Genomic DNA, 20603 nt, shown 5'->3' on the forward strand with positions numbered 1-20603 from the left:
CGATCTCGCCCGGACACCGCCCGGATGGCGCCGCGCCGGCGCGTCGAAATAGGGTTAACGGGACGTTCACGCGACCGCGAGCGGCGCGGAAAAGGGCCGGTCGCTCAGGCGTTTACGGCGTGTTCACCATGATCCGCGGTTTGCCCGTAAGCTGACCGCACCGTTAAGTGGCGCGAAGGCCACGACCCCCCAAAATCCCCTGACGATGGCCTCCCGCGCGTTTGCTTGGCAGGGGAATCCCGCTAAGAGCTACGCTTGGACCGAAGCCACGCTTGGACCAGGTGACGGGACGGCCGATCAACGGTCGCCCGTGACGGGCTAACCCCCGCGACCAGAACAGAAACGGGCGATTGCATGATGTCGTTGACGGGGAAGCCCCGACGTAAGTCGGTGCGGAAAACCATCGTCCTAGTCACTGCCGGTCTGGGTGTCGTCCTGAGCGGGGCTGCCCAGGCGCAGCAGATCGTCGTCCAGGGCAACCAGCGCGTCGATGCCGACACGATCCGGTCCTACGTGACCGGGACGGCGTCCGGCTCCGCCGAGGAGGCCCGCCGCAACCTGCTCGCTAGCGGGATGTTCTCCGACGTGAAGGTCGCCCAGTCGGGCGGCCGCACGGTGGTGACCGTCCGCGAGAACAACCTGATCAACCGCGTGGTCTTCGAGGGCAACAAGAAGATCGAGAAGGCCACCCTGGAAGGGGTGGTCGAGGCCAAGTCCCGCGGGCCCTACAGCGAGGCGATCATCAACGCCGACCTCGCGCGCATCCGCGACGTCTACAAGCGCTTCGGCCGCGGCACCGCCAAGGTGACCTACCGGACGGTCGACCTGCCCAACGGCCGCGTCGACGTGATCTACCAGATCGACGAGGGCGACAAGACCGGCATCCTCTCGATCAACTTCGTCGGCAACAACGCCTACTCGGAGCGGACGCTGAAGGGGCTGATGAGCTCCTCGGAGATGAACTTCCTGTCGTTCATCAAGACCTCCGACGTCTACGATCCCGACCGCATCACCAACGACCTCGACCAGGTCCGTCGCTACTATCTGAAGAACGGCTACGCCGACTTCCAGGTGGTCAGCGCCGACGCGCGCTACGTCGAGGGCGACAAGTCCGGCTACGTCATCACCATCACGGTGAGCGAGGGCGAGCAGTACCGGGTCGGCGCCGTCCAGGTGGATTCCCGCCTGCCGGGCCTCGACACCGCGAAGCTCGACAGCGACATCGCCACCTCCGTGGGCGACGTCTACAACGCCGACGACGTCGAGAAGACGCTCAACAACGTCACCCGCCAGGTCAACCGCGCCGGCTACCCGTTCGCGCAGGTCCGCCCGACCGGCCAGCGCGACCCGGCGAGCCACCAGGTCTCCCTGGGCTTCGTGGTCGAGGACGGCCCGCACGTCTACGTCGAGCGCATCAACATCCGCGGCAACACCCGCACCCGCGACTACGTCATCCGCCGCGAGCTCGATATCGCGGAGGGCGATGCCTACAACCGCGTGCTGACCGACCGCGCCGAGCGGCGCCTGAACGGCCTGGGCTTCTTCAAGAAGGTCCGCTTCTCGAACGAGCCGGGCTCGGCCCCGGACCGCGTGGTCATCAACATCGACGTCGAGGATCAGCCCACGGGTTCGTTCTCGGTGGCGGGCGGCTACTCCACCCAGGACGGCATCATCGGCGAGGTCTCGGTCTCCGAGTCGAACTTCCTCGGTCGCGGCCAGTACGTCCGCCTCGCCGGTACGGGCGGCCAGTACTCGCGCGGCGTCGACTTCTCGTTCACCGAGCCGTACTTCCTCGGCTACCGCCTCGCGGCGGGCTTCGATGCCTTCTACAAGTACTCCGACCTGACCCGGTACTCGCGCTACGAGACCACGGTGTACGGCGGTCAGCTGCGCCTCGGCCTGCCGATCACCGAGGAGTTCGGCATCACGCTGCGCTACTCGCTGTACAACACCGAGCTGAAGGTGCCGAACACCCTCAAGCGGCCGTACAACGACTGCTCGATCCCGATCCCCGGCTACACCGCCACCTACGCGGCGGGCACGATCGACCCGAACACCGGCCGCAACATCGGCGGCCAGTCGATCTACCCGAACTGCGCGTATGACGGCGAGGCCTCGATCGCCATCAAGGGCTCGCAAGGCAACACGCTGACCTCGCTGGCCGGCCTGACGCTCGCCTACTCGACCCTCGACGTGATCGGCGCGCCCCGCAACGGTCTCTACGCCGAGCTGAAGCCCGACGTCGCGGGCCTGGGCGGCGACTCCAAGTTCTTCCGCGTGACCGCCGACGCGCGGTACTACAAGGAGATCTTCGAGGACGTGGTCGGCTTCATCCGCTTCCAGGGCGGCCACATCTCGTCGCTCAACAACGACCCGCTGCGGGTGACCGACCAGTTCTTCCTCGGCCCGTCGCTGGTCCGCGGCTTCGCGCCGAACGGCATCGGTCCGCGCGACGTCGGCATCGCCGACGCCCGCTCGAACGCCATCGGCGGCTCGACCTACGTCGGCGGCACCCTCGAAGTGCAGTTCCCGCTGCCCCTCGTTCCGCGGGATCTGGGCCTGAAGGGCGCGCTCTTCGCCGATGCCGGCACGCTGTTCGGCTATCACGGCCAGCGGAACTTCAACGTGAACGGCGACGCCTTCATCAACGGCATCTCGCCGACGACCGGGAAGTGCAACTTCAACGCCTTCACGATCGGCGTGGAGCCGGAATGCGTGAACGTCCGCGACACGGCGGCGATCCGCTCCTCGATCGGCGCGTCCATCCTGTGGAACTCGCCGCTCGGCCCGATCCGGTTCGACTACGCCTACGCTCTGTCCAAGGACGAGGGTCAGAAGGTGTTCGTCCCGATCCTCGGCAAGTTCGGCCATATCGGCGCGGATCAGGTCCAGGCCTTCCGCTTCTCCGGCGGCTCGCGCTTCTGATAAAAAACACGCGCGCCGGCCGGATTCTCCCGGCCGGCGCGTTGTCGGACATGACAGATCCCGTCTTCTTCACCGCCGCCACCGGCCTCACCCTGGCCGAGATCGCGGCCGCCGCCGGCCTCGGCCTCCCCGAGGGAGCGGATCCGGATCGCCGGTTCAGCGGCGCGGCCTCCCTGGAGAGTGCCGGTCCGGACCACCTCGCCTACATGGACAATGCCCGCTACGGCGACGCCCTCGCGGCGACGCGTGCGGGCGTGTGCCTCATCTCGCCCCGCTTCGCGGCGCGCTGCCCCGCCGGAACCGTCGCCCTCGTCAGCCGCGATCCCTACCGCGCCTACGCGGCCCTGCTCGGCCGCCTGCACCCGGACGCGCTGCGTCCCGGTTCCCAGTTCGCGGTCCGCGGCGTCGCCTCCGGCGCCCACGTCCATCCCGAGGCCCGGCTCGAGGACGGGGTCACGGTCGATCCCGGCGCGGTGATCGGGCCGGGAGCCGAGATCGGCGCCGGCACGGTGATCGGGCCGAACGCCGTCATCGGGCCGGGCGTCCGGATCGGGCGCGACTGCGCGATCGGCGCGGGCACGACCCTCAGCCACGCCCTCCTCGGCAACCGGGTGATCCTGCATCCGGGGGCCCGGCTCGGACAGGACGGGTTCGGCTTCGCCATGGGCGCCACCCACCTCAAGGTGCCGCAAGTCGGGCGGGTCATCGTGCAGGACGACGTCGAGATCGGTGCCAACACCACGGTCGACCGGGGCGCCTCGCGCGACACGGTGATCGGGGAGGGCACCAAGATCGACAACCTCGTTCAGATCGCCCACAACGTCGTGATCGGGCGCCACTGCGTCATCGTGTCGGGGGTCGGCATCTCGGGCTCGACCACGCTGGAGGATTACGTCGTCCTCGGCGGGCAGGTCGGCGTCGTCGGCCACCTGCGCATCGGTCGCGGCGCGCAGATCGCCGGCTCGTCCAACGTCAACCGCGACGTGCCGCCGGGCAGCCGCTGGGGCGGGACGCCCGCCAAGCCGGTGCGGGCTTGGTTCCGCGAGCTGACGACGCTCGCGCGGCTCGCGGAACGCTCGGGCAAGGAGCCCGCCGGAGACGACGCCTGACCGGGAAGGCCTTGCGCTTCCGGCGATTTCTTCCGAATAGGGCGGTCGGCGCCCCGGTGGCGGCCGGATTGCGGGCCGCCGATGGCGGCAAGTCGAGGTGCGGATTTCGATGAGTGAGGCGGCGCGCGAGACCGGCAGCGAGCTGGGCATAGCCGATATCCAGACGCTGCTGGAGCTGCTGCCGCACCGCTACCCGTTCCTGATGGTCGACCGCATCGTCGAGATCGACCGGGACGAATCCTGCGTCGGCATCAAGAACGTCACGGCCAACGAGCCGCAGTTCATGGGCCACTTCCCCGACATGCCGGTCTTCCCGGGCGTACTCCTGATCGAGGGCATGGCGCAGACGGCGGGGGCGATCTGCTGCCGCCACATCCGGGCGGACGGGCGGAACACCAAGCAGGTGTTCTTCATGACCATCGACAAGTGCAAGTTCCGCAAACCCGTCACCCCCGGCGACCAGGTGCGCTTCCACATGACGAAGCTGAACCAACGCCGGACCATGTGGTGGTTCCGCGGCGAGGCCCGGGTCGACGGCACGCTGGTCGCGGAGGCCGAGATCAGCGCCATGCTGGTGACGGAGTGACCGCCCCCGTCATCCACCCGAGCGCCGTGATCGAGTCCGGCGCCCGCATCGGCGACGGGGCGCGGATCGGCCCCTTCTGCCATGTCGGGCCCGAGGTCGTGCTCGGCGCGGACTGCGAACTCATCAGCCACGTGGTCCTGGCGGGCCGCACCGCGATCGGCCCCCGCACCCGGATCTTCCCCTTCGCGTCGATCGGCCACCAGCCGCAGGACCTGAAATACCGGGGCGAGGCCTCGACCCTGACGATCGGCGCCGACTGCCTGATCCGCGAGGGCGTCACCATGAACCCGGGCACCAGCGGCGGCGGCCTGGAGACCGTGGTCGGCGACCACTGCACCTTCCTGGCCAACTCGCATGTCGGCCACGATTGCCGGGTCGGCGCCCACGTGATCTTCTCCAACAACGTCATGCTGGCGGGCCATTGCAGCGTCGGCGACTACGCGATCCTGGGCGGCGGCGCCGCCGTGATCCAGTTCGCGCGGGTCGGCGCGCACGCCTTCGTGGGCGGCCTGTCGGGCCTGGAGAACGACTGCATCCCCTACGGCATGGTGCTCGGCAACCGGGCCTACCTGTCGGGGCTCAACATCATCGGGCTGCAGCGCCGCGGCTTCGCCCGCGAGGACATCCACGCGCTGCGGCGCGCCTACCGCCTGCTCTTCGCCCCCGAGGGCACGCTGATGGAGCGGGTGGAGGACGTGGCCGCGACCTTCGAGTCCCACGCGGCGGTCGCCGAGATCCTCGACTTCATCCGCCTCGGCGGCAAGCGCTCGATCTGCACGCCGCGCGAGGTTCCGACCCCGATCAGCGCCGCCTGAGCGGCCGGGCCGTGACCGAGGCCGATCCCGCCCCCGCCCCCGCCCCAGAGGGGGCCCTGGTCCTGATCGCGGGGGCGGGGCGCCTGCCGGAGCTCGTCGCCGAGTCGCTCCGCCGGGCGCGCCGGCCCTTCCGGGTGATCGCGCTGCGCGGCTTCACCGGACCGGCCCTGCGCGCCGGCGCCGACGCCACGGTCGATCTCCTCGATCTCGCGGCCACCCTGAAGCTGCTGCGGCTCTGGGGGCCGGCGACCGTGGTGCCGGCGGGCGGCGTCTCCCGCCCGAGCCCGGCCGCGATCCTCAACGCGGGCGCCGCCCTGCGCAACCGCGAGGCCCTGCGGGCGATCGCCGGCGGCGGGGACGACCGCCTGCTGCGGGCGGCGGTCACGCTGGTCGAGGAGGCGGGCCACCGGGTCGTCGGCGTCCACGAGGCCGCGCCGGACCTGCTCTGCCCGGACGGCCCCCTCGGGCGCCGGGCCCCGGACGCGGAGGCGGCCGCCTCGATCCGCACCGGGCGCGGCGTCCTCGACGCCCTCTCGCCCTACGACCTGGGGCAGGCGGTCGTCCTGGCCGGCGACCGGATCCTCGCCGTGGAGGGGCCGGAGGGCACGGACCGCATGCTGGCCCGGGCCCGGACCCTGGGGCGGCGCCCCTTCGGGTTCGGCCGGGCGATGCCCGCGACCGTGCTGGTGAAGGCCCCGAAGGTCGGCCAGGACCGCCGCATCGATCTCCCGGCCGTCGGCGCCCGCACCGTGCGCAACGCGGCCCGAGCGGGCTGCGCCGGGCTCGCCCTGGAGGCCGGCGGGACCCTGGTCATCGACCGGGCGGCGACGGCCGCGGAGGCCGACCGCCTCGGCCTGTTCGTGGTCGGGTACGGGGGCGCGCCGTGACCGGCCGGCCCCGCACGATCTGGCTCGTGGCCGGCGAGGATTCCGGCGACCAGCTCGGCGCCAAGCTGATGCGCGCCCTGCGCGAGGCCGCGCCCGACACCGTCTTCGGCGGCGTCGGTGGCGAGGCCATGGTGGAGGCGGGGTTCGCGTCCCTGTTCCCCCTCGATGACGTGGCGGTGATGGGCTACCTGCCGGTCCTCGCCCGGGCCCGGACCCTGCTCCGCCGCATCCGCGAGACCGTCGAGGCGACGATTCGCGCGCGGCCCGACGTGCTGGTGATCATCGACAGCCCGGGCTTCACCCACGCGGTGGCGCGGCGCGTGCGCAGGGCGGCCCCCGGCATCCCGATCATCGACTACGTGTCCCCGAGCGTCTGGGCGTGGCGGCCGTGGCGGGCGAAGGGCATGCGGCCGTTCATCGACCACGTGCTGGCCCTGCTCCCGTTCGAGCCCGACGCGCATCTGCGGCTCGGCGGCCCGCCCTGCACCTATGTCGGGCACCCGCTGATCGAGCGCCTCCCGGAACTGCGGCCCGGTGCGGCCGAGCGGGGGCGGCGCGAGGCCGTGCCCTACAGCCTCGCGGTCCTGCCGGGCTCCCGGCGGTCCGAGATCGAGCGGCTGATGCCGGTCTTCGGCGCGGCGCTGGCCCGCGTCGCCGAGGGCCTGGCGGTCGAGGCGGTGCTGCCCGCCGTGACCCGGCACCGGGCCCTGATCGAGCGGCTGTCGGCCGGGTGGCCGGTGCCGGTCCGCATCGTCACCGGCGAGGCGCCGAAATACGCGGCCTTCCGGGAGGCCCGGGCGGCGCTCGCCGCCTCCGGCACGGTCACGCTGGAGCTGGCGCTCGCGGGCGTCCCGATGGTCGTCGCCTACAAGGTGTCGCGGGCGGAGGAGTTCATCGCCCGCCGGCTGATCCAGGTCCCGAGCATCGTGTTGCCGAACCTGATCCTCGCCGAGAACGCGATGCCGGAATTCGTCCAGGCCGACTGCACCCCGGAGCGCCTCGCGGGCGCCCTGCGGCCGCTCCTGGCCGGCGGTCACGAGCGCGACGTCCAGCTCGCCGCCCTCGGCCGCATCGACGGGCGGATGCGGCTCGCCGCGGCGGATACGCCGAGCCGGGCCGCGGCGCGGATCGTCCTGCGCGCGGCCGGGGGGCAGGGAGCGGATCCGGCGGCGTGACGGCGCCGCTCAGCCGGCGCGGCGGCCGCAGCGGATATAGGTCGAGGTCCCGCGGCTGCTCGACCAGGTCAGGTGCTCGCCGTCGACCTGCAGGCGGACCTGCGACGACCAGTGGCGGCCGCGATCGCTGCACTCGGCGGCCGTGACCCAGGCGCCGCCGCTCCGCCGCACGTCGTGGAACAGGCACAGCGTGCGGCCCGCGCGGGCGCGGTCCTGCGTGATCGTGGCCGGGATGTAGCCGCGGCGGCGCGAGCGCGCTCCGCAGGCCTCGGGCGTCGGGCCCCAGACACCGACATACTCGGCGGCGGGCACGGCGGCGGCCGGAGCGGTGCCCGGGGCCGGGCGGGCATTCGCCGTGGTCGCGGGCGGCGCGGCGGCACTCTGCGGGGCCGCCGGCGCCGGAGAGGCCGCCATGGCGGTCTGGCCGGGCGGCTCGGCCGGGGCGGTGAGCGGGTCGGGCTCGTCGAGCATCACGACGCGGCGCGCGGGGCGCGGCGCGGCGGACCCCGCCGCGGACGGGCTCGCTTCCGGCGGGGACGGGCGGAACGGCAGGTCCTCGATGAGGTAGGCGGCGCTGTAGGCGAACAGGCCCACCCAGCCGAGGATGAGGAGGGTCGGCAAGGCGAAGCGACGCCAGGAGCCGGAACGCGCCCCGTCGCCCGGTTCCGCCAGAACGACCGCCCCCATGGTCCGCCCCCTCTCGTCCGCTCAGCGGCCGAAGATGCCCTTCAGGAACTGCGCCGTGCGGTTGCGCTTGCGCTTGCGCTCCAGCTCCGACGCGTCCCTGAGCCACGCCACTTGGACCACGCGCCGCTCGCCCTCGAAGGGCTCGTGGCCGTGCCAGGAATTGTCCGCCCGCAGGAACGCGAACATCGTGCCCATGGTCGGCGGGACCTCCACCGCGAAGGGCTCGTAGTTGCGGCCGTCGTAGAGCACCCGCAGGCGGCCGGCCGCCGGGGCGTCCCAGGCGTCGTTCATGTAGACGAGCAGGGTGAGCACCTTCGACGGGCCGTCGGTGTGGATCGAGCCGTATTTCAGCTGGCTGCGGCGCATGATGGTCGTCAGGCGCGGGCAGGAGACGAGGTCGATGCCGAACTTCTCGCCGAGGATCTTCGAGAAGGCGTCGCTCTCCAGCTCGTCGATCAGCGCCTTGAACCGGCCCTTCAGGGTGACCTCGTCGACCGTGAGGTAGCCGGGCTTGGCGATGTCCGGGAAGTCGCGCCGGATGTCGTCGATCGCGTCGGGATTCAGGACGTTGCTGCCGAGCGTGTAGGCGTAGGGCTCGCGGGAGACGGGCGCGGCGCGCACGGCGGAGATGTCGAGGATCGAGAGAGCGGACATCGCTGGGTCCCTTGGCTCCGGCGCCGGTCGGCCGGCACGCGGGGCGCCGGAGACGCGTGCCGGGGGGCCGGTCCAGCCGTCGTGCCGGGGTCGCCCGCGCAGGCGTCCACGACCACAAATCTACAGCTGCTTCCGGCGATCCCGGAATCTCCTAATCCGCCGATTGCGGCGGTCCGACGGCGAAAGCGGCCCGGTGGCGCATTCCGGTGACAGTCTCGGGCGGCCCGCTTGTGCAGGATGGCGCCAGACCCGCGGGCTTTCTTCCCGGGTGCGTACCGGAACCCGTGCCCGATGAGGCCGTTGGCCCTCGCTCTGCTGTTCGCCCACCTCGCCGCCGTCGCGGCCGGGGTTGAGGCCCGTGCGCAGTCGCGGCCGCCGCGCGGCTCGATGACGGCCCGCATGACCTGCTCCGAGGCGATGGCCCTGGTGAAGAACGAGGGCGACGTGATCATCGCCGCCGGAGCGGCGCCGGAGCGGTTCGTCAGCAATCCCGGCCAGTGCAGCGGCGCGGAGATCGCCGAGCTGCGCTTCGCCCCGACGCGCGACAACCCGCAATGCCCGATCGGCTACCATTGCCGCGAGCCCGGCTTCGAGGAGTGGAACTGGTAGCCGCGGCGCCCGCGTAAATCGCCGCACCGCCGGAACGTGACCAAAGTTTCACGCGACAGCGCGGGCCGAGTGCCACTATCTGGCCATCTGCCGGGGCCAAGGCCGCCGGCGGCGCCCCGGGCGGGCGCGCACGGATGGGGGATCGACGGTGGCAGCACTCAGGACCGGACTGGGCATCCAGGCCGTGCTCACGGCCCTGGCCGCGCTGATCCTGCTGGCGTTTCCCGGAATCCCGAGCCCGCCGCTCTACGTCTCCCTCGCCGGCTTCGCCATGGCGGGCATCCTGATCGCCTCGAACGGCATCTCGGCCTACCTGAAGGTCTTCGTCTCGGTCTACGGCGTCGGCTACCTGCTGCTCGCCGGATCGAAGACGATCGCCGCCATGGGGCTGCTGCCGCCGGTGATCGCCGCGCTGCTCCCGCCGGCCTTCGCTGCCACCGGCGCGGTGGTCTTCGCCGCCATCGTGCTCGGCATCTCGCATCTCGAGCCGATCCGCGCGATCACCAACATCGCCGACCCGTACTTCGCCAATCGCGACAAGCCGACCAAGGAGATCGGCCTGTTCCGCTGGTTCGGCACCACCGAGGGCCGGATCGGCCGCAACCTCGTGGCGCTGTCGATCTTCGTGAACTTCGCCGACGTTGCGCTGACCCTGCGGTTCAACTTCTTCTACCGCGACATCTACAACTCGCTCCAGGAATACGACGCGAACGCGTTCTGGTACCAGCTGCTCTGGGTGTTCGTGCCGCTGGCCACGCTGAACATCGCCATCGGCATGTTCGACCTGTTCGTCGATTCCTCGCTGCTCATCCGCTGGCGCACGTGGCTGACCCACAGCCTGTACGAGCGCTGGCTCGGCAACGGCACGCATTACCGGATCCCGTTCACCGACGAGGAAGCGGACAACCCGGACCAGCGCATCCAGGCCGACGTCAACAGCTTCATCGTGCAGACCACGACGCTGTCGATCCGGCTCCTCAGCCAGGCCGCGCAACTCGTCTCGTTCATCGTGATCCTCTGGACCCTGTCGCGCGACTTCGTCGTGCCGTTCACCGACACGGTGATCCCGGGCTTCCTGGTCTGGCTGGTGATCGCCTACGCGGTGGTCGGCACGTGGCTCACCCACCTGATTGGCCGGCCGCTCATCGGGCTGGACTTCCGGCAGGAGCAGGTCGAGGCCAATTTCCGCTTCGCGCTGGCCCGGAACCGCATCTACTCCGAGCAGATCGCCCTGCTGCGCGGCGAGCGGGCGGAGGCCTCGCGGCTCTCGAGCCTGTTCCACAGCGTGATCGACAACTACGTCGGGATCATCTTCCGCCGCATCAAGCTCATCGCCTTCACGTTCAGCTACCGGCAGGCGAGCGTCATCTTCCCGATGGTGCTGGCGGCCCCGTCCTTCTTCGCCAAGAAGATCACGCTGGGCGCGCTCCAGCAGACGTCCCAGGCCTTCAGCCAGGTGCAGAGCTCGCTCTCGTTCTTCGTGGACTCGTACACGACGCTCGCGGCCTACAAGGCCAATACCATCCGTCTCGGCTCGTTCCGAAGGGCCATGACGAAGGCCGAGGCGCTGGAGGCGGCGGGCTACGGCCTCGTCCAGGGGAACGAGAGCACCGGCGACGTCACCGCGCGCGGCCTCGTCCTCGCCCTGCCGAACGGGAAGCCGATCGTCACCGCCGACGCGCTGACCCTGCCGCGCGGCGGCGCGACCCTGGTCACGGGCCCGTCCGGCTCGGGCAAGTCGACCCTGTTCCGGGCGATCGCGGGGATCTGGCCGTTCGGCAAGGGCCGGGTCGACGTGCCCGCCGGGCAGTCGGCCCTGCTGCTGCCGCAGCGGCCCTACATTCCGCAGGGGACCCTGCGCGGCGCCGTTGTCTACCCCAACACCACCGACCAGTTCTCGGACGCGGCGATCCGGGACGCCCTGACGGCCGCCCAGCTCCCCCACCTCGTCGACCATCTCGACGAGAGCGACACCTGGGAGCGGCGGCTGTCGGGTGGCGAGCAGCAGCGGCTCGCCATCGCCCGCGCGCTGCTGGCCAAGCCCGAATGGCTGTTCCTCGACGAGGCGACGGCCTCCCTCGACGAGCCCTCCGAGGCCGCCCTCTACCGGATGCTGCGCGAGCAGCTCCCCGGCACGACGATCGTGTCGATCGGCCATCGCTCGACGCTGGACGCCTTCCACGACCGGCGCATCGCGCTCGAGCCGGAGAGCGGTGTCTTCGTCCCGCGGGTGCAGAGGCAGCCGCTACCGGCGGAGTGAGGGGCTGCAACAGCTCCCACCGCTCTGCGGGGCGGGGCCGCGCCCTCTCCGTCATCACGAGCGCAGCGAAGTGACCCAGGGCAGCGCGACATCCTAGAGATGTGGCGCGACCCTGGATTGCTTCGCTTCGCTCGCAAGGACGTCGGTTGCGGGGCTTACGCCTTGCGCAACCCCGCGGCGGCCCGGGCCGCCCGCTCGATCGCCGCCGGATCCGGCGTGCCGGGCTTCACCACCCAGCTGCCGCCGACGCAGAGCACGGACGGGATCGACAGCCAGTCCGGGGCGCTCAGCTCGGTGATCCCGCCCGTCGGGCAGAACCGCACCGCGCCGAACACCGCCGCGTGCGCCTTCAGCGCCTTGATCCCGCCCGCGGCCTCCGCCGGGAAGAACTTGAACCGGTCGAGCCCGTGGTCGAGGCCGCGCATGATGTCGGCCGCCGTCGCGACGCCGGGCAGGTAGGGCACGCCGTTGGCCTTGGCGGCGTCGGTCAGCGGCTCGGTGAGGCCCGGCGAGACGATGAACTCGGCCCCCGCCGCCAGGGCCTTCTCGAGATCGCGCGGGTTGAGCACCGTCCCGGCGCCCACCACCGCGCCCTCGACCCGGGTCATCTCCCGGATGACGTCGAGGGCGGCCGGGGTCCGCAGGGTGACCTCCAGGGCGGTCAGGCCGCCCTTCACCAGGGCCTCGGCGATGGGCCGCGCCTGCGCCGCGTCGTCGATCACCAGGACCGGAATGACGGGCACGGAGCGCATCAGCGCGTCGATGCTGGTCAGATCGTTCATGGTCGGCAACTCCCTCTCGGTTTCAGAGGCCGGCGGCGGCGAGCATCGCGGAGGCGCCCCGCTCCGCCGTGTCGGCCCCCTGGCGCATGAACGCGAACAGCTCCCGCCCGGTGCCCTGCGCGGGCTCCGGCGCCTCGGCCTCGGGGCGGGTGGCAAGCTCTGCCTCGTCGACCAGCACCTCCAGCAGCCCGTCGGCCGCGCTGAGGCGGACGATGTCGCCGTCGCGGATCCGCCCGATCGGGCCGCCGCCGAGCGCCTCGGGGCTCAGGTGGATGGCGGCCGGCACCTTGCCGGACGCGCCCGACATCCGCCCGTCCGTCACCAGAGCGACCTTGTGGCCGCGGTCCTGCAGCACGCCGAGCGGCGGCGTGAGCTTGTGGAGCTCCGGCATGCCGTTCGCCTTCGGGCCCTGGAACCGGACCACGACCACGACGTCGCGCTCCAGCTCACCGGCCTTGAACGCCTTCAGCACCTCGTCCTGGTCGGAGAAGACCCGGGCCGGGGCCTCGATGGTGCGGCGATGCTCCTCGACGGCGCTGGTCTTGAACGTCGCCCGGCCGAGATTGCCCTTCACGAGCCGCATGCCGCCGTCGGGCTGGAACGGGTTGCCGGGCCGGCGCAGCATCGTGTCGTCGAGGCTCTCCGGCACGGCGTCCTCGAAGACCAGCTCCTCGCCGTCGAGCTTCGGGTCGCGGGCGTGGTCGCGCAGCGTCTGGCCCGACACGGTCAGGATGTCGTCGTGCAGGAGGCCCGCGTCGAGCAGGGCCGCCATCACGAAGCTCATGCCGCCCGCGGCGTGGAAGTGGTTCACGTCGCCGGCGCCGTTCGGGTAGACGCGGGCGATCAGCGGCACGGCGCTGGACAGGCGGTCGATATCCTCCCAGTCGATGACGATGCCGGCCGCGCGCGCGATGGCCGGCAGGTGGATCGCGTGGTTGGTGGATCCGCCCGTTGCGAGCAGGCCGACCGCGGCGTTGACGATCGCCTTCTCGTCGACGCAGAGGCCCAGCGGCCGGTAGTCGTTGCCGGCGCCGCCGATCTCGGTGAGCCGGTGGATCGCCGCTCGGGTCACGGCCTGGCGCAGCTTGGTGCCGGGATTGATGAAGGACGCGCCCGGCATGTGCAGGCCCATCATGTCCATCATCATCTGGTTGGAGTTGGCCGTGCCGTAGAACGTGCAGGTCCCGGCCGCGTGGTAGGAGGCGGACTCGGATTCGAGCAGCTCCGCCCGGCCGACCTTGCCCTCTGCGTAGAGCTGGCGGATCCGCTGCTTCTCCTTGTTGGCGAGACCCGACGGCATGGGCCCGGCCGGGATCAGGATCGTCGGCAGGTGGCCGAAGCGGAGCGCCCCGATCAGCAGGCCCGGCACGATCTTGTCGCAGATGCCGAGCAAAGCCGCGCCGTCGAACATGCCGTGGCTCAGCGCGACCGCGGTCGAGAGCGCGATCGTGTCCCGGGAGAACAGCGACAGCTCCATGCCGCTCTGCCCCTGCGTGACGCCGTCGCACATGGCCGGCGTGCCGCCCGCGACCTGCGCGGTGGCGCCGCGCTCCCGGGCGAACAGCTTGATCTGCTCCGGGTAGCGCCCGTACGGCTGATGGGCCGAGAGCATGTCGTTGTAGGCGGTGACGATGCCGATGTTCATCACCGTCCGCTCGTCGCGGATCGCCGCCTTGTCCTCGCCGGAGGCCGCGAAGCCGTGGGCGAGGTTGCCGCAGGCGAGCTTCCCGCGCCGGACCCCCGCCTCGCGCTCGCGGGCGATCAGGTCGAGATAGGCGCGCCGGGTCTCGCGGGAGCGCGCCACGACGCGCTCGGTGACCGCCGCGACCTCGGGATGAAGCTCGGTCATGCTCGTTCCTCCAGGCTCGGTGCCGACGGGCGCGCGGCCGAGGCCGCGAGTCGGGATCGGCCGCGCGCCCGCGTCGGTGGCCGGTATCTAAGGGGTGCGCCGCGGGATGTAACCCGGGGCGGGCGCCGGCGACGCCACGACGGCTGCCCGCCGGCTCAGGAAACCCGCGTCCAGGGCAGCGAACGCTCACGCTCTCGATCGATGCCACTCACATCGTCATCACGAGCGAAGCGAAGTGACCCAGGGCAGCGCGACCCTGGATTGCTTCGCTGCGCTCGCGAAGACGGTGCGCTCATGCCTCTGCCCGTACGCCCGGCGTCGGCATGCCTCAGGACGAGGTCGAACCTCAGAGACCCAGCACTTCCCTGGCCTCAATACTCCCAGAAGATGCGCTGCAGCTCCTTGGTGTCGCTGGTCTTGGTGAGCGCCACGGCGGCGAGGATCTTGGCCTTGGCGGGATTGAGGTCGTGGGCGACCACCCAGTCGTACTTGTCGTCGGGCTGCTCGGCGTTGCGCAGGACGAAGCCGTCCGGCACGCGCGACGAGCGGATCACGATGGCGCCCTTGGAGCGGATGTCCTTGAGCTTGTCGACGAGGTAGCCGGGGACCGAGCCGTTGCCGGTGCCGGCATTGACGATCGCCTTGGCGCCGGCCTGGAACTCGGCGTCGTAGACGCCCGGGATCATGTTGCCCGAGCCGTAGACGATGCCGACCAGCGGCAGGCTGTCGATCTGGTCGATGTCGAACTCGGAGCTCATGTTGTGCCGCTTCGTCAGCGAGCGGAAGAAGTAGGTCTTGCCCTCGACCACCATGCCGAGCGGTCCCCACTGGCTGTAGAAGGCGCTGGGCACGATGTTGGTCCGCTTGTTCACGTCGCGGCCGCACTGGATGTAGTCGTTCATCGTCACGGTGACGCCCTGGCCGATCGCCTCCTTGCTGGCGGCGACCGTGACGGCGTCGAGCAGGTTGAGGGCGCCGTCGGCCGAGATCGCCGTGCCCGGCCGCATCGAGCCGACCACCACGATCGGCTTGTCGCTCTTCACCACCAGGTCGAGGAAGAACGCGGTCTCCTCCAGCGTGTCGGTCCCGTGCGTGACGACGATTCCGTCGACGTCGTCCTGCTTCAGGAGCTGGGACACGCGCTTGCCGAGCTGGACCAGCTGGGCGTCGGTGAAGCTCTCGGAGGCGATCTGGAAGACCTGCTCGCCGCGGACGTTGGCGATGGTGTTCACCTGCGGCACGGCGGCGATCAGCTTGTCGACCGGCACCTTGGCGGCCGTGTAGGTGGCGCTGTTGGCGGCGTCGGCGCCGGCGCCCGCGATCGTCCCGCCGGTGGCGAGGATCACGACGTTCGGCTTCTTCGCCGCGGCGGCCGTGCCGGCCTCGGGCATCTCGCGCGCGACGAGGGGCGCCGCCCCGAATCCGCTGGCCAGGGCCAGGGCGAAGACCGCTCCGCGCAGGGGAAGAGCCGCGCCGCTTCGGCAGGAGAACATCGGAGATCCTCGACGGTTGACGGGAGAGCGAGTCGGACTCGACGCGGGGATGGTAGCCGCGCCCCGGCCCGAGGCAAGGATCATGCAGGGCGCCGACGTGCAGGGCGCGACGGATCGTTACGCAAGCTCGGGCGTTGATGGGGGTTGCTGTCCGCTCGGAGATAGATCCCATGCTGCATCTCGCCGGCCTGCTCGAGGAACTCGAGCGGAGCGAGCCCGCGCGGGCCGCGATGTCGATCCTCGAGACCTCCCTCGCGCGCCGCTCGACGGAAGAGCAGGGCGCGTTCTGGCGCGCCGTCGACATCTACTACGTCTCGCGCAAGGCCCCGCCGGAGGCGACCGTGCCGGGCCAACTCGGGCCGGGCGAATCCGTGGCGAGCCAGGCCGCGCCGGAGCTGGCCGCGGCGTCCTGAGCCCGGCCTCCGGATCCGATCGCGGCGCTCAGGCGCTCGCCGGCACGGCCGGCGGCATGCCGGCGCCGCTCTCGGGCTCGCTGCCCGCGCGCACCGCCTCGCGGGTCTCGGGCATCAGCGCGAAGTAGAGGACGAAGCCGAGCGCCGCGATGGCCGCCAGCGCCAGGAAGGCGGTGGAGTAACCCGCCGACACGATGATCACGCCCGCCAGCGTCGCGCTCAGGGAGGCGCCGATGCCCTGGGCCGTCGCCACGGCGCCCTGCGCCGCGTTGAACCGGCCGCCGCCGCGGGTCAGGTCGGCGACCACGATCGGGAACAGCGCGCCGTAGACGCCGGCCCCGATGCCGTCGAGGAGCTGGACGCCCACCAGCCAGAACGGGTTGTCCGACAGCGTGTAGAGGACGCCGCGCAGCGCCAGGATGCCGAAGGCGGTGAGGAAGATCGGCTTGCGGCCGATCACGTCGGCCTTCGCGCCCACGAAAATCGCTACCGGCACCATCACGCACTGCGCCGCCACGATGCAGACCGCGATCAGCGAGGTCGCGTGGTCCTTGCCCGAGATGTGCGTCAGGAGCTGGCCCACCGAGGTCAGCATCGCCGCGTTGGCGAGGTGGAAGATCGCGCAGAGCACCGCGAAGATCAGCAGCGCCCGGTTCTGCAGCAGGGTGGCGAGGCCGGAGGGCTTCTCCTGCGCCTGCTCCTCCGCCTCGGTCATGCCGCGGGCGAGGTCGTTGTCGATGGCGTCGGCCGGCACCATCAGCATGGCGCCGATGGACAGCGCCGCCAGGATGCCCATCAGCCAGAACACGACCACCGGCCCGAAGAAGTAGGCGAGCCCGCCCGCCAGGGCGGCGGAGACCGCGTTGCCGGCGTGGTTGAAGCCCTCGTTCCGGCCGATCCGCTTGGCGAACATCTTCGGCCCGACGAGGCCGAGCGTGATCGCGGCCAGAGCCGGCGGGAAGATCGTCCCGGCGACGTGGGCGATCGATTGGGTGGCGGTGACGAGGTAGAAGTTCGTGATGAACGGCAGGACGAGGCAGCTGGCCGTCACCGCGATGGCGCCGCCGATCACCACCGCGCGCTTGTGGTTGGTGGCGTCGATCAGCGCGCCGGCGGGCGTCTGCGCCACGAGGCCGAGGATGCCCGCGATGGTCATCACGAGGCCGGTCGTGGCCTCGTTCCAGCCCTGGTCGGGGCCGCGCACGGCGATCAGGTAGATGGCGAGGTAGGGGCCGAGGCCGTCGCGCACGTCGGCGAGGAAGAAGTTGAGCGCGTCGAGGCCGCGCAGAGCCTTGGCCGAGGGTGTCCGGCCGCCGGCGCCGCGGGCGCCCGTCTCGATGCTGTTCATCCTGCCGCGATCCCCCGACCGACGGACGGCGCGGCCCCGATCCGGGCCGCGCCGTCGCACGCGGGGCTCGACGCCCGCGCGCGCCATCGGTTCCCGCGCGGCGCGGGCCTCACGCGGGATGTGAACGGTTCTCCGGCCCGCACGGGCCTCAGGCCGTGTCGGTGTCGGCCGAAGCGTCGGGATTCCCGACAGTGTCTGTCGTCTCTTCCGACAGATCGGTGCCCGGCGCGCCGAGGCCGTAGCGCTCGATCTTGGCGTAGAGGAGCTGCCGCTGGATGCCGAGCCGGCGGGCGGCCCGGGCGCGGTTGCCGTCGGCCTCGCGGAGCGCGGCCGCGATCATGGTTCGCTCCAGGCGGGCCACGGCCCCGGGCAGGTCGCCGGCGAGCCAGTCGGCCGCGCCGTCCTCGCCGCGGCGGTCGGGTCGCGCGGCCGGCAGATCGATGGCCTCGGCCGCGATCACGCCGCCGCGCACCAGCATGGCGGCGCGCTCCACGACGTTGCGCAGCTCGCGGACATTGCCGGGCCACTCGTAGGCGAGCAGGCGCGAGGCGGCCCCGCCGCTCAGGCGCTTGCCCGAAGGGACCAGGAAGTGCTCGGCGAGCGGCACGATGTCGGCCAGGCGCTCGCGCAGGGGCGGCAGGGTGATCGGAACGACGTTCAGCCGGTAGTACAGGTCGGCGCGGAACCCGCCGGCGGCGACGAGCGCCGGCAGGTCACGATGCGTCGCCGCCACGAGGCGGACATCGACCCGGGCAGGGCGGCCCCCCAGCGGGGTCACGACGCCGTCCTGGATCACCCGCAGGATCTTCGCCTGCATCGCCGCCGGCATGTCGCCGATCTCGTCCAGGAACAGGGTGCCGCCCTGGGCCTCGTGGAAGGCGCCCGCGCGGTCGGCGGTCGCGGCCGCGAAGGCGCCCCGGACATGGCCGAACAGCTCGCTCTCCAGAGCCTCGGCCGGGATCGCCGCGCAGTTGACCGGGACGAACGGCCGCGCGCGCCGCCGCGAGAAGGCGTGCAGGGCCCGGGCGACCTCCTCCTTGCCGGTGCCGGTCTCGCCGTGGACCAGGATCGTGGACGCGTTGTCGGCGACGAGACCGATGGTCTTCTGGACCTTCCGCATGCCCGCGCTCGACCCGATCAGGACCGGGTGGTCCGGCGGCGGGGCGGCGCCGACGGGATCGGAGCGGGCGTCGCGCAGCATCGCGTCGAGGACGGCGGCGAGGTCGGCCCGGCCGATCGGCTTGGTCAGGTGGTCGTGCGCCCCGAGGCGCATCGCCTCGATCGTGTTGGCCGGGCTCGCGAAGGCCGTCAGGACCGTCACGGGCGGCGGCTCCGGCAGGGCCCGGATCCGTTCCAGCGTGGCCATGCCGTCGAGGTCTCCGGGCATGCGCAGGTCGAGGAGCACCGCCGCCACCGGACCCTCGCCCAGCCGCGCCAGCGCCTCCGACCCGGAGGCGACCGGGAGCGCGGTGTGCCCGAGATCGGTCACCGTCTCGGCGAGCCCGTCGCGCAGGGCTCTGTCGTCGTCGACGATCAGGATGGTTGCCATGGCAGATCCAGGACAAAGGTGGTCTCCGGCGCGCCCTCGACCAGCCTCGCCTCGCCGCGATGCGCCAGGGCGATCTCGCGCACGATCGCGAGCCCCAGACCGGTCCCGTCGGGCCGGCCGGTGACGAAGGGCTCGAACAGGCTGGCGCGGATCGCCGGGTCGACCCCGGCGCCGGTGTCGGCGACGCAGAGGCGCAGCCGCAGCGCGCCGTCGACCGTCACCCGCTCGGCGCCGAGGCGGACCCGCCCGCCCGGCGGCGCGTGCTGCAGGGCGTTCAGCAGCAGGTTGTCGACGGCGCGGGCGACCTGCGCCCGGTCGAGATGCGGGTGGTCCGCGGCGGGCAGCCCGTCGGCCTCGACCGCGATCCGGACAGAGCGCGCGCGCGCCAGATCCTCGTGCAGGCCCGCGCACTCGGCCAGGAGCGGTGCCACGGGTGTGGGCATCCGGTTGAGCGGCCGCGCCTGCGTCAGGTTGAGGAGGTCGCGCAGCAGCGTGTCGACCCGGGCGATCTGGCCGAGAACGGTCTCGAGGGCGACGGCGGCGCGCTGCGGATCACCGCTGACGAGGGCGTTCTCGGCCTTCAGCCGCATCGCCGCGATGGGATTGCGGATCTCGTGGGCGATGCTCGCCGCCAGACGGCCGACGGCGGCGAGGCGCTCGGTCGCCACGATCCGGGCCTGGGCCTCCCGCAGCCGCCCGCCGGCGGCGTTGAGGGCGTCGACCAGCCGGTCGAGCTCGCGCTCGCCGGTGCGGTCGAGTTGGGGCAGGTCCTGGCCGTCCGGACGCGGCGCGGCGAGCGCGGCCTCGAGCCGGGCGATCCGCCCCGAGAACCCGTACAGGAACCAGCTCAGGAACGCGGCCGATCCGAGTACCGTGGCGGCGAGGAAGCCCAGGCCCGCGAGGAAGCGCGTGTAGGTGGGGCCGTCATTCACGTGCGCGCGCGTCATCGACCACGCGGTCAGGCCGGCCTCCGGCCCGTGCAGCGGGCAGGCCTGGAGCATGAGAACCTGGGTCCGGCTCGGCCGCCGCTCCGAGGCCGCGTGGTCGACCCGCAGGGCCTGCGCGTTCAGCGCCGCGATGGCGTCGCGCTCGGCCGCCGGAAAGTCGGTCTTCGGCCCGGATCCCTCGTAGGTCGGATAGGCGTAGGCCACCGACCCGCGCGCGGCGCTCCAGATTCCGCCCTCGAGGCCCGGGAAGCGCGCCAAAGCGGCCGAGACGGTGCCGACGAGGTCGGCCTCCCCGACGCCCCTCCCGCGCGCACGCACGAGGGCGGCGTACCGGTCGATGATGTCGCGGCAGGCCCGCCCGACCGCGAGATCGGCCTGCGCCACCTGGACGCCCGTCGACTGGTCGTAGACGCCGAGCATCAGGTAGGCGGTGGCGGCCGCGGAGGCGACCAGCAGGACCCAGAGCGCGAGCAGCCGGGCGCGCAGGCTGTAGGCCGTCACGGCGGTGTTCGACC

At 71.9% G+C, this 20603-nt stretch carries 17 protein-coding genes; 9 read left to right on the plus strand and 8 right to left on the minus strand.

The annotated features are described in order from the left end of the window. Nucleotides 1-354: 354 nt before the first annotated feature. The 6 genes from bamA (at nucleotide 355) to lpxB (ending at nucleotide 7497) form a co-directional block, all read left to right on the plus strand. Entirely contained in the window at nucleotides 355-2925 is a 2571-nt protein-coding gene (bamA, locus tag BLW78_RS14655) for an outer membrane protein assembly factor BamA (protein WP_026604899.1), read from the plus strand. Between the two features lie 50 nt (nucleotides 2926-2975). Beyond that, nucleotides 2976-4034, plus strand: a complete 1059-nt coding sequence (gene lpxD / locus BLW78_RS14660; protein WP_020092986.1) for a UDP-3-O-(3-hydroxymyristoyl)glucosamine N-acyltransferase — start codon at nucleotides 2976-2978, stop codon at nucleotides 4032-4034. A gap of 109 nt (nucleotides 4035-4143) precedes the next feature. Further along, nucleotides 4144-4620 carry a 3-hydroxyacyl-ACP dehydratase FabZ gene (fabZ, locus tag BLW78_RS14665; protein WP_020092987.1) on the plus strand — a complete coding sequence of 159 codons (477 nt, stop codon included), beginning with the start codon at nucleotides 4144-4146 and terminating at the stop codon, nucleotides 4618-4620. Next, nucleotides 4617-5435, plus strand: coding sequence for an acyl-ACP--UDP-N-acetylglucosamine O-acyltransferase (lpxA, locus tag BLW78_RS14670; RefSeq protein WP_056533043.1), 819 nt, complete (start codon nucleotides 4617-4619; stop codon nucleotides 5433-5435). The genes fabZ and lpxA overlap by 4 nt, the downstream gene beginning before the upstream one ends. A gap of 11 nt (nucleotides 5436-5446) precedes the next feature. Continuing rightward, nucleotides 5447-6322, plus strand: coding sequence for an LpxI family protein (gene lpxI, locus BLW78_RS14675; protein WP_091680449.1), 876 nt, complete (start codon nucleotides 5447-5449; stop codon nucleotides 6320-6322). Beyond that, entirely contained in the window at nucleotides 6319-7497 is a 1179-nt protein-coding gene (gene lpxB, locus BLW78_RS14680) for a lipid-A-disaccharide synthase (protein ID WP_091680451.1), read from the plus strand. The genes lpxI and lpxB overlap by 4 nt, the downstream gene beginning before the upstream one ends. Before the next feature lie 9 nt (nucleotides 7498-7506). Here lpxB and BLW78_RS14685 read toward each other — a convergent pair whose 3' ends face one another. Both BLW78_RS14685 and BLW78_RS14690 read right to left on the minus strand, forming a co-directional pair. After that, nucleotides 7507-8184 (minus strand): peptidase inhibitor family I36 protein, encoded by a 678-nt coding sequence (locus BLW78_RS14685; RefSeq protein ID WP_091680453.1) that lies wholly within the window; start codon nucleotides 8182-8184, stop codon nucleotides 7507-7509. A gap of 21 nt (nucleotides 8185-8205) precedes the next feature. Beyond that, complete coding sequence (locus tag BLW78_RS14690; RefSeq protein WP_056533055.1) at nucleotides 8206-8838, minus strand: 2OG-Fe(II) oxygenase; 633 nt, start codon at nucleotides 8836-8838, stop codon at nucleotides 8206-8208. A gap of 291 nt (nucleotides 8839-9129) precedes the next feature. Between BLW78_RS14690 and BLW78_RS14695 the strand changes: the two genes are divergently transcribed. Both BLW78_RS14695 and BLW78_RS14700 read left to right on the plus strand, forming a co-directional pair. Continuing rightward, a complete protein-coding gene (locus tag BLW78_RS14695) occupies nucleotides 9130-9447 on the plus strand; it encodes a hypothetical protein (protein ID WP_026604902.1) in 318 nt (105 codons plus the stop codon). 148 nt (nucleotides 9448-9595) lie between these two features. Beyond that, a complete protein-coding gene (locus BLW78_RS14700) occupies nucleotides 9596-11707 on the plus strand; it encodes an ABC transporter ATP-binding protein/permease (RefSeq protein ID WP_091680454.1) in 2112 nt (703 codons plus the stop codon). A 155-nt stretch (nucleotides 11708-11862) separates the two neighbouring features. Here BLW78_RS14700 and eda read toward each other — a convergent pair whose 3' ends face one another. From eda to BLW78_RS14715, 3 genes are all read right to left on the minus strand, one after another. Then, entirely contained in the window at nucleotides 11863-12480 is a 618-nt protein-coding gene (gene eda / locus BLW78_RS14705) for a bifunctional 4-hydroxy-2-oxoglutarate aldolase/2-dehydro-3-deoxy-phosphogluconate aldolase (RefSeq protein WP_026604904.1), read from the minus strand. A gap of 31 nt (nucleotides 12481-12511) precedes the next feature. Beyond that, nucleotides 12512-14338, minus strand: a complete 1827-nt coding sequence (gene edd / locus BLW78_RS14710; RefSeq protein ID WP_091680456.1) for a phosphogluconate dehydratase — start codon at nucleotides 14336-14338, stop codon at nucleotides 12512-12514. A gap of 371 nt (nucleotides 14339-14709) precedes the next feature. Beyond that, nucleotides 14710-15831 (minus strand): asparaginase, encoded by a 1122-nt coding sequence (locus BLW78_RS14715; RefSeq protein WP_091680457.1) that lies wholly within the window; start codon nucleotides 15829-15831, stop codon nucleotides 14710-14712. A gap of 170 nt (nucleotides 15832-16001) precedes the next feature. Between BLW78_RS14715 and BLW78_RS14720 the strand changes: the two genes are divergently transcribed. Further along, nucleotides 16002-16244 carry a hypothetical protein gene (locus tag BLW78_RS14720; RefSeq protein WP_091680459.1) on the plus strand — a complete coding sequence of 81 codons (243 nt, stop codon included), beginning with the start codon at nucleotides 16002-16004 and terminating at the stop codon, nucleotides 16242-16244. Nucleotides 16245-16272: 28 nt separating this feature from the next. Here BLW78_RS14720 and BLW78_RS14725 read toward each other — a convergent pair whose 3' ends face one another. From BLW78_RS14725 to BLW78_RS14735, 3 genes are all read right to left on the minus strand, one after another. Next, the gene (locus BLW78_RS14725; protein WP_091680460.1) at nucleotides 16273-17592 is read right to left on the minus strand and encodes an MFS transporter; all 1320 of its coding nucleotides are present in this window, start codon (nucleotides 17590-17592) and stop codon (nucleotides 16273-16275) included. A gap of 148 nt (nucleotides 17593-17740) precedes the next feature. Beyond that, nucleotides 17741-19141, minus strand: a complete 1401-nt coding sequence (locus BLW78_RS14730; protein ID WP_091680462.1) for a sigma-54-dependent transcriptional regulator — start codon at nucleotides 19139-19141, stop codon at nucleotides 17741-17743. Further along, complete coding sequence (locus BLW78_RS14735; protein ID WP_091680464.1) at nucleotides 19126-20589, minus strand: sensor histidine kinase; 1464 nt, start codon at nucleotides 20587-20589, stop codon at nucleotides 19126-19128. The genes BLW78_RS14730 and BLW78_RS14735 overlap by 16 nt, the downstream gene beginning before the upstream one ends. Nucleotides 20590-20603 lie beyond the last annotated feature (14 nt).

The sequence above is a fragment of the Methylobacterium sp. 275MFSha3.1 genome (assembly GCF_900108435.1).
Classification (GTDB): Bacteria; Pseudomonadota; Alphaproteobacteria; order Rhizobiales; family Beijerinckiaceae; genus Methylobacterium.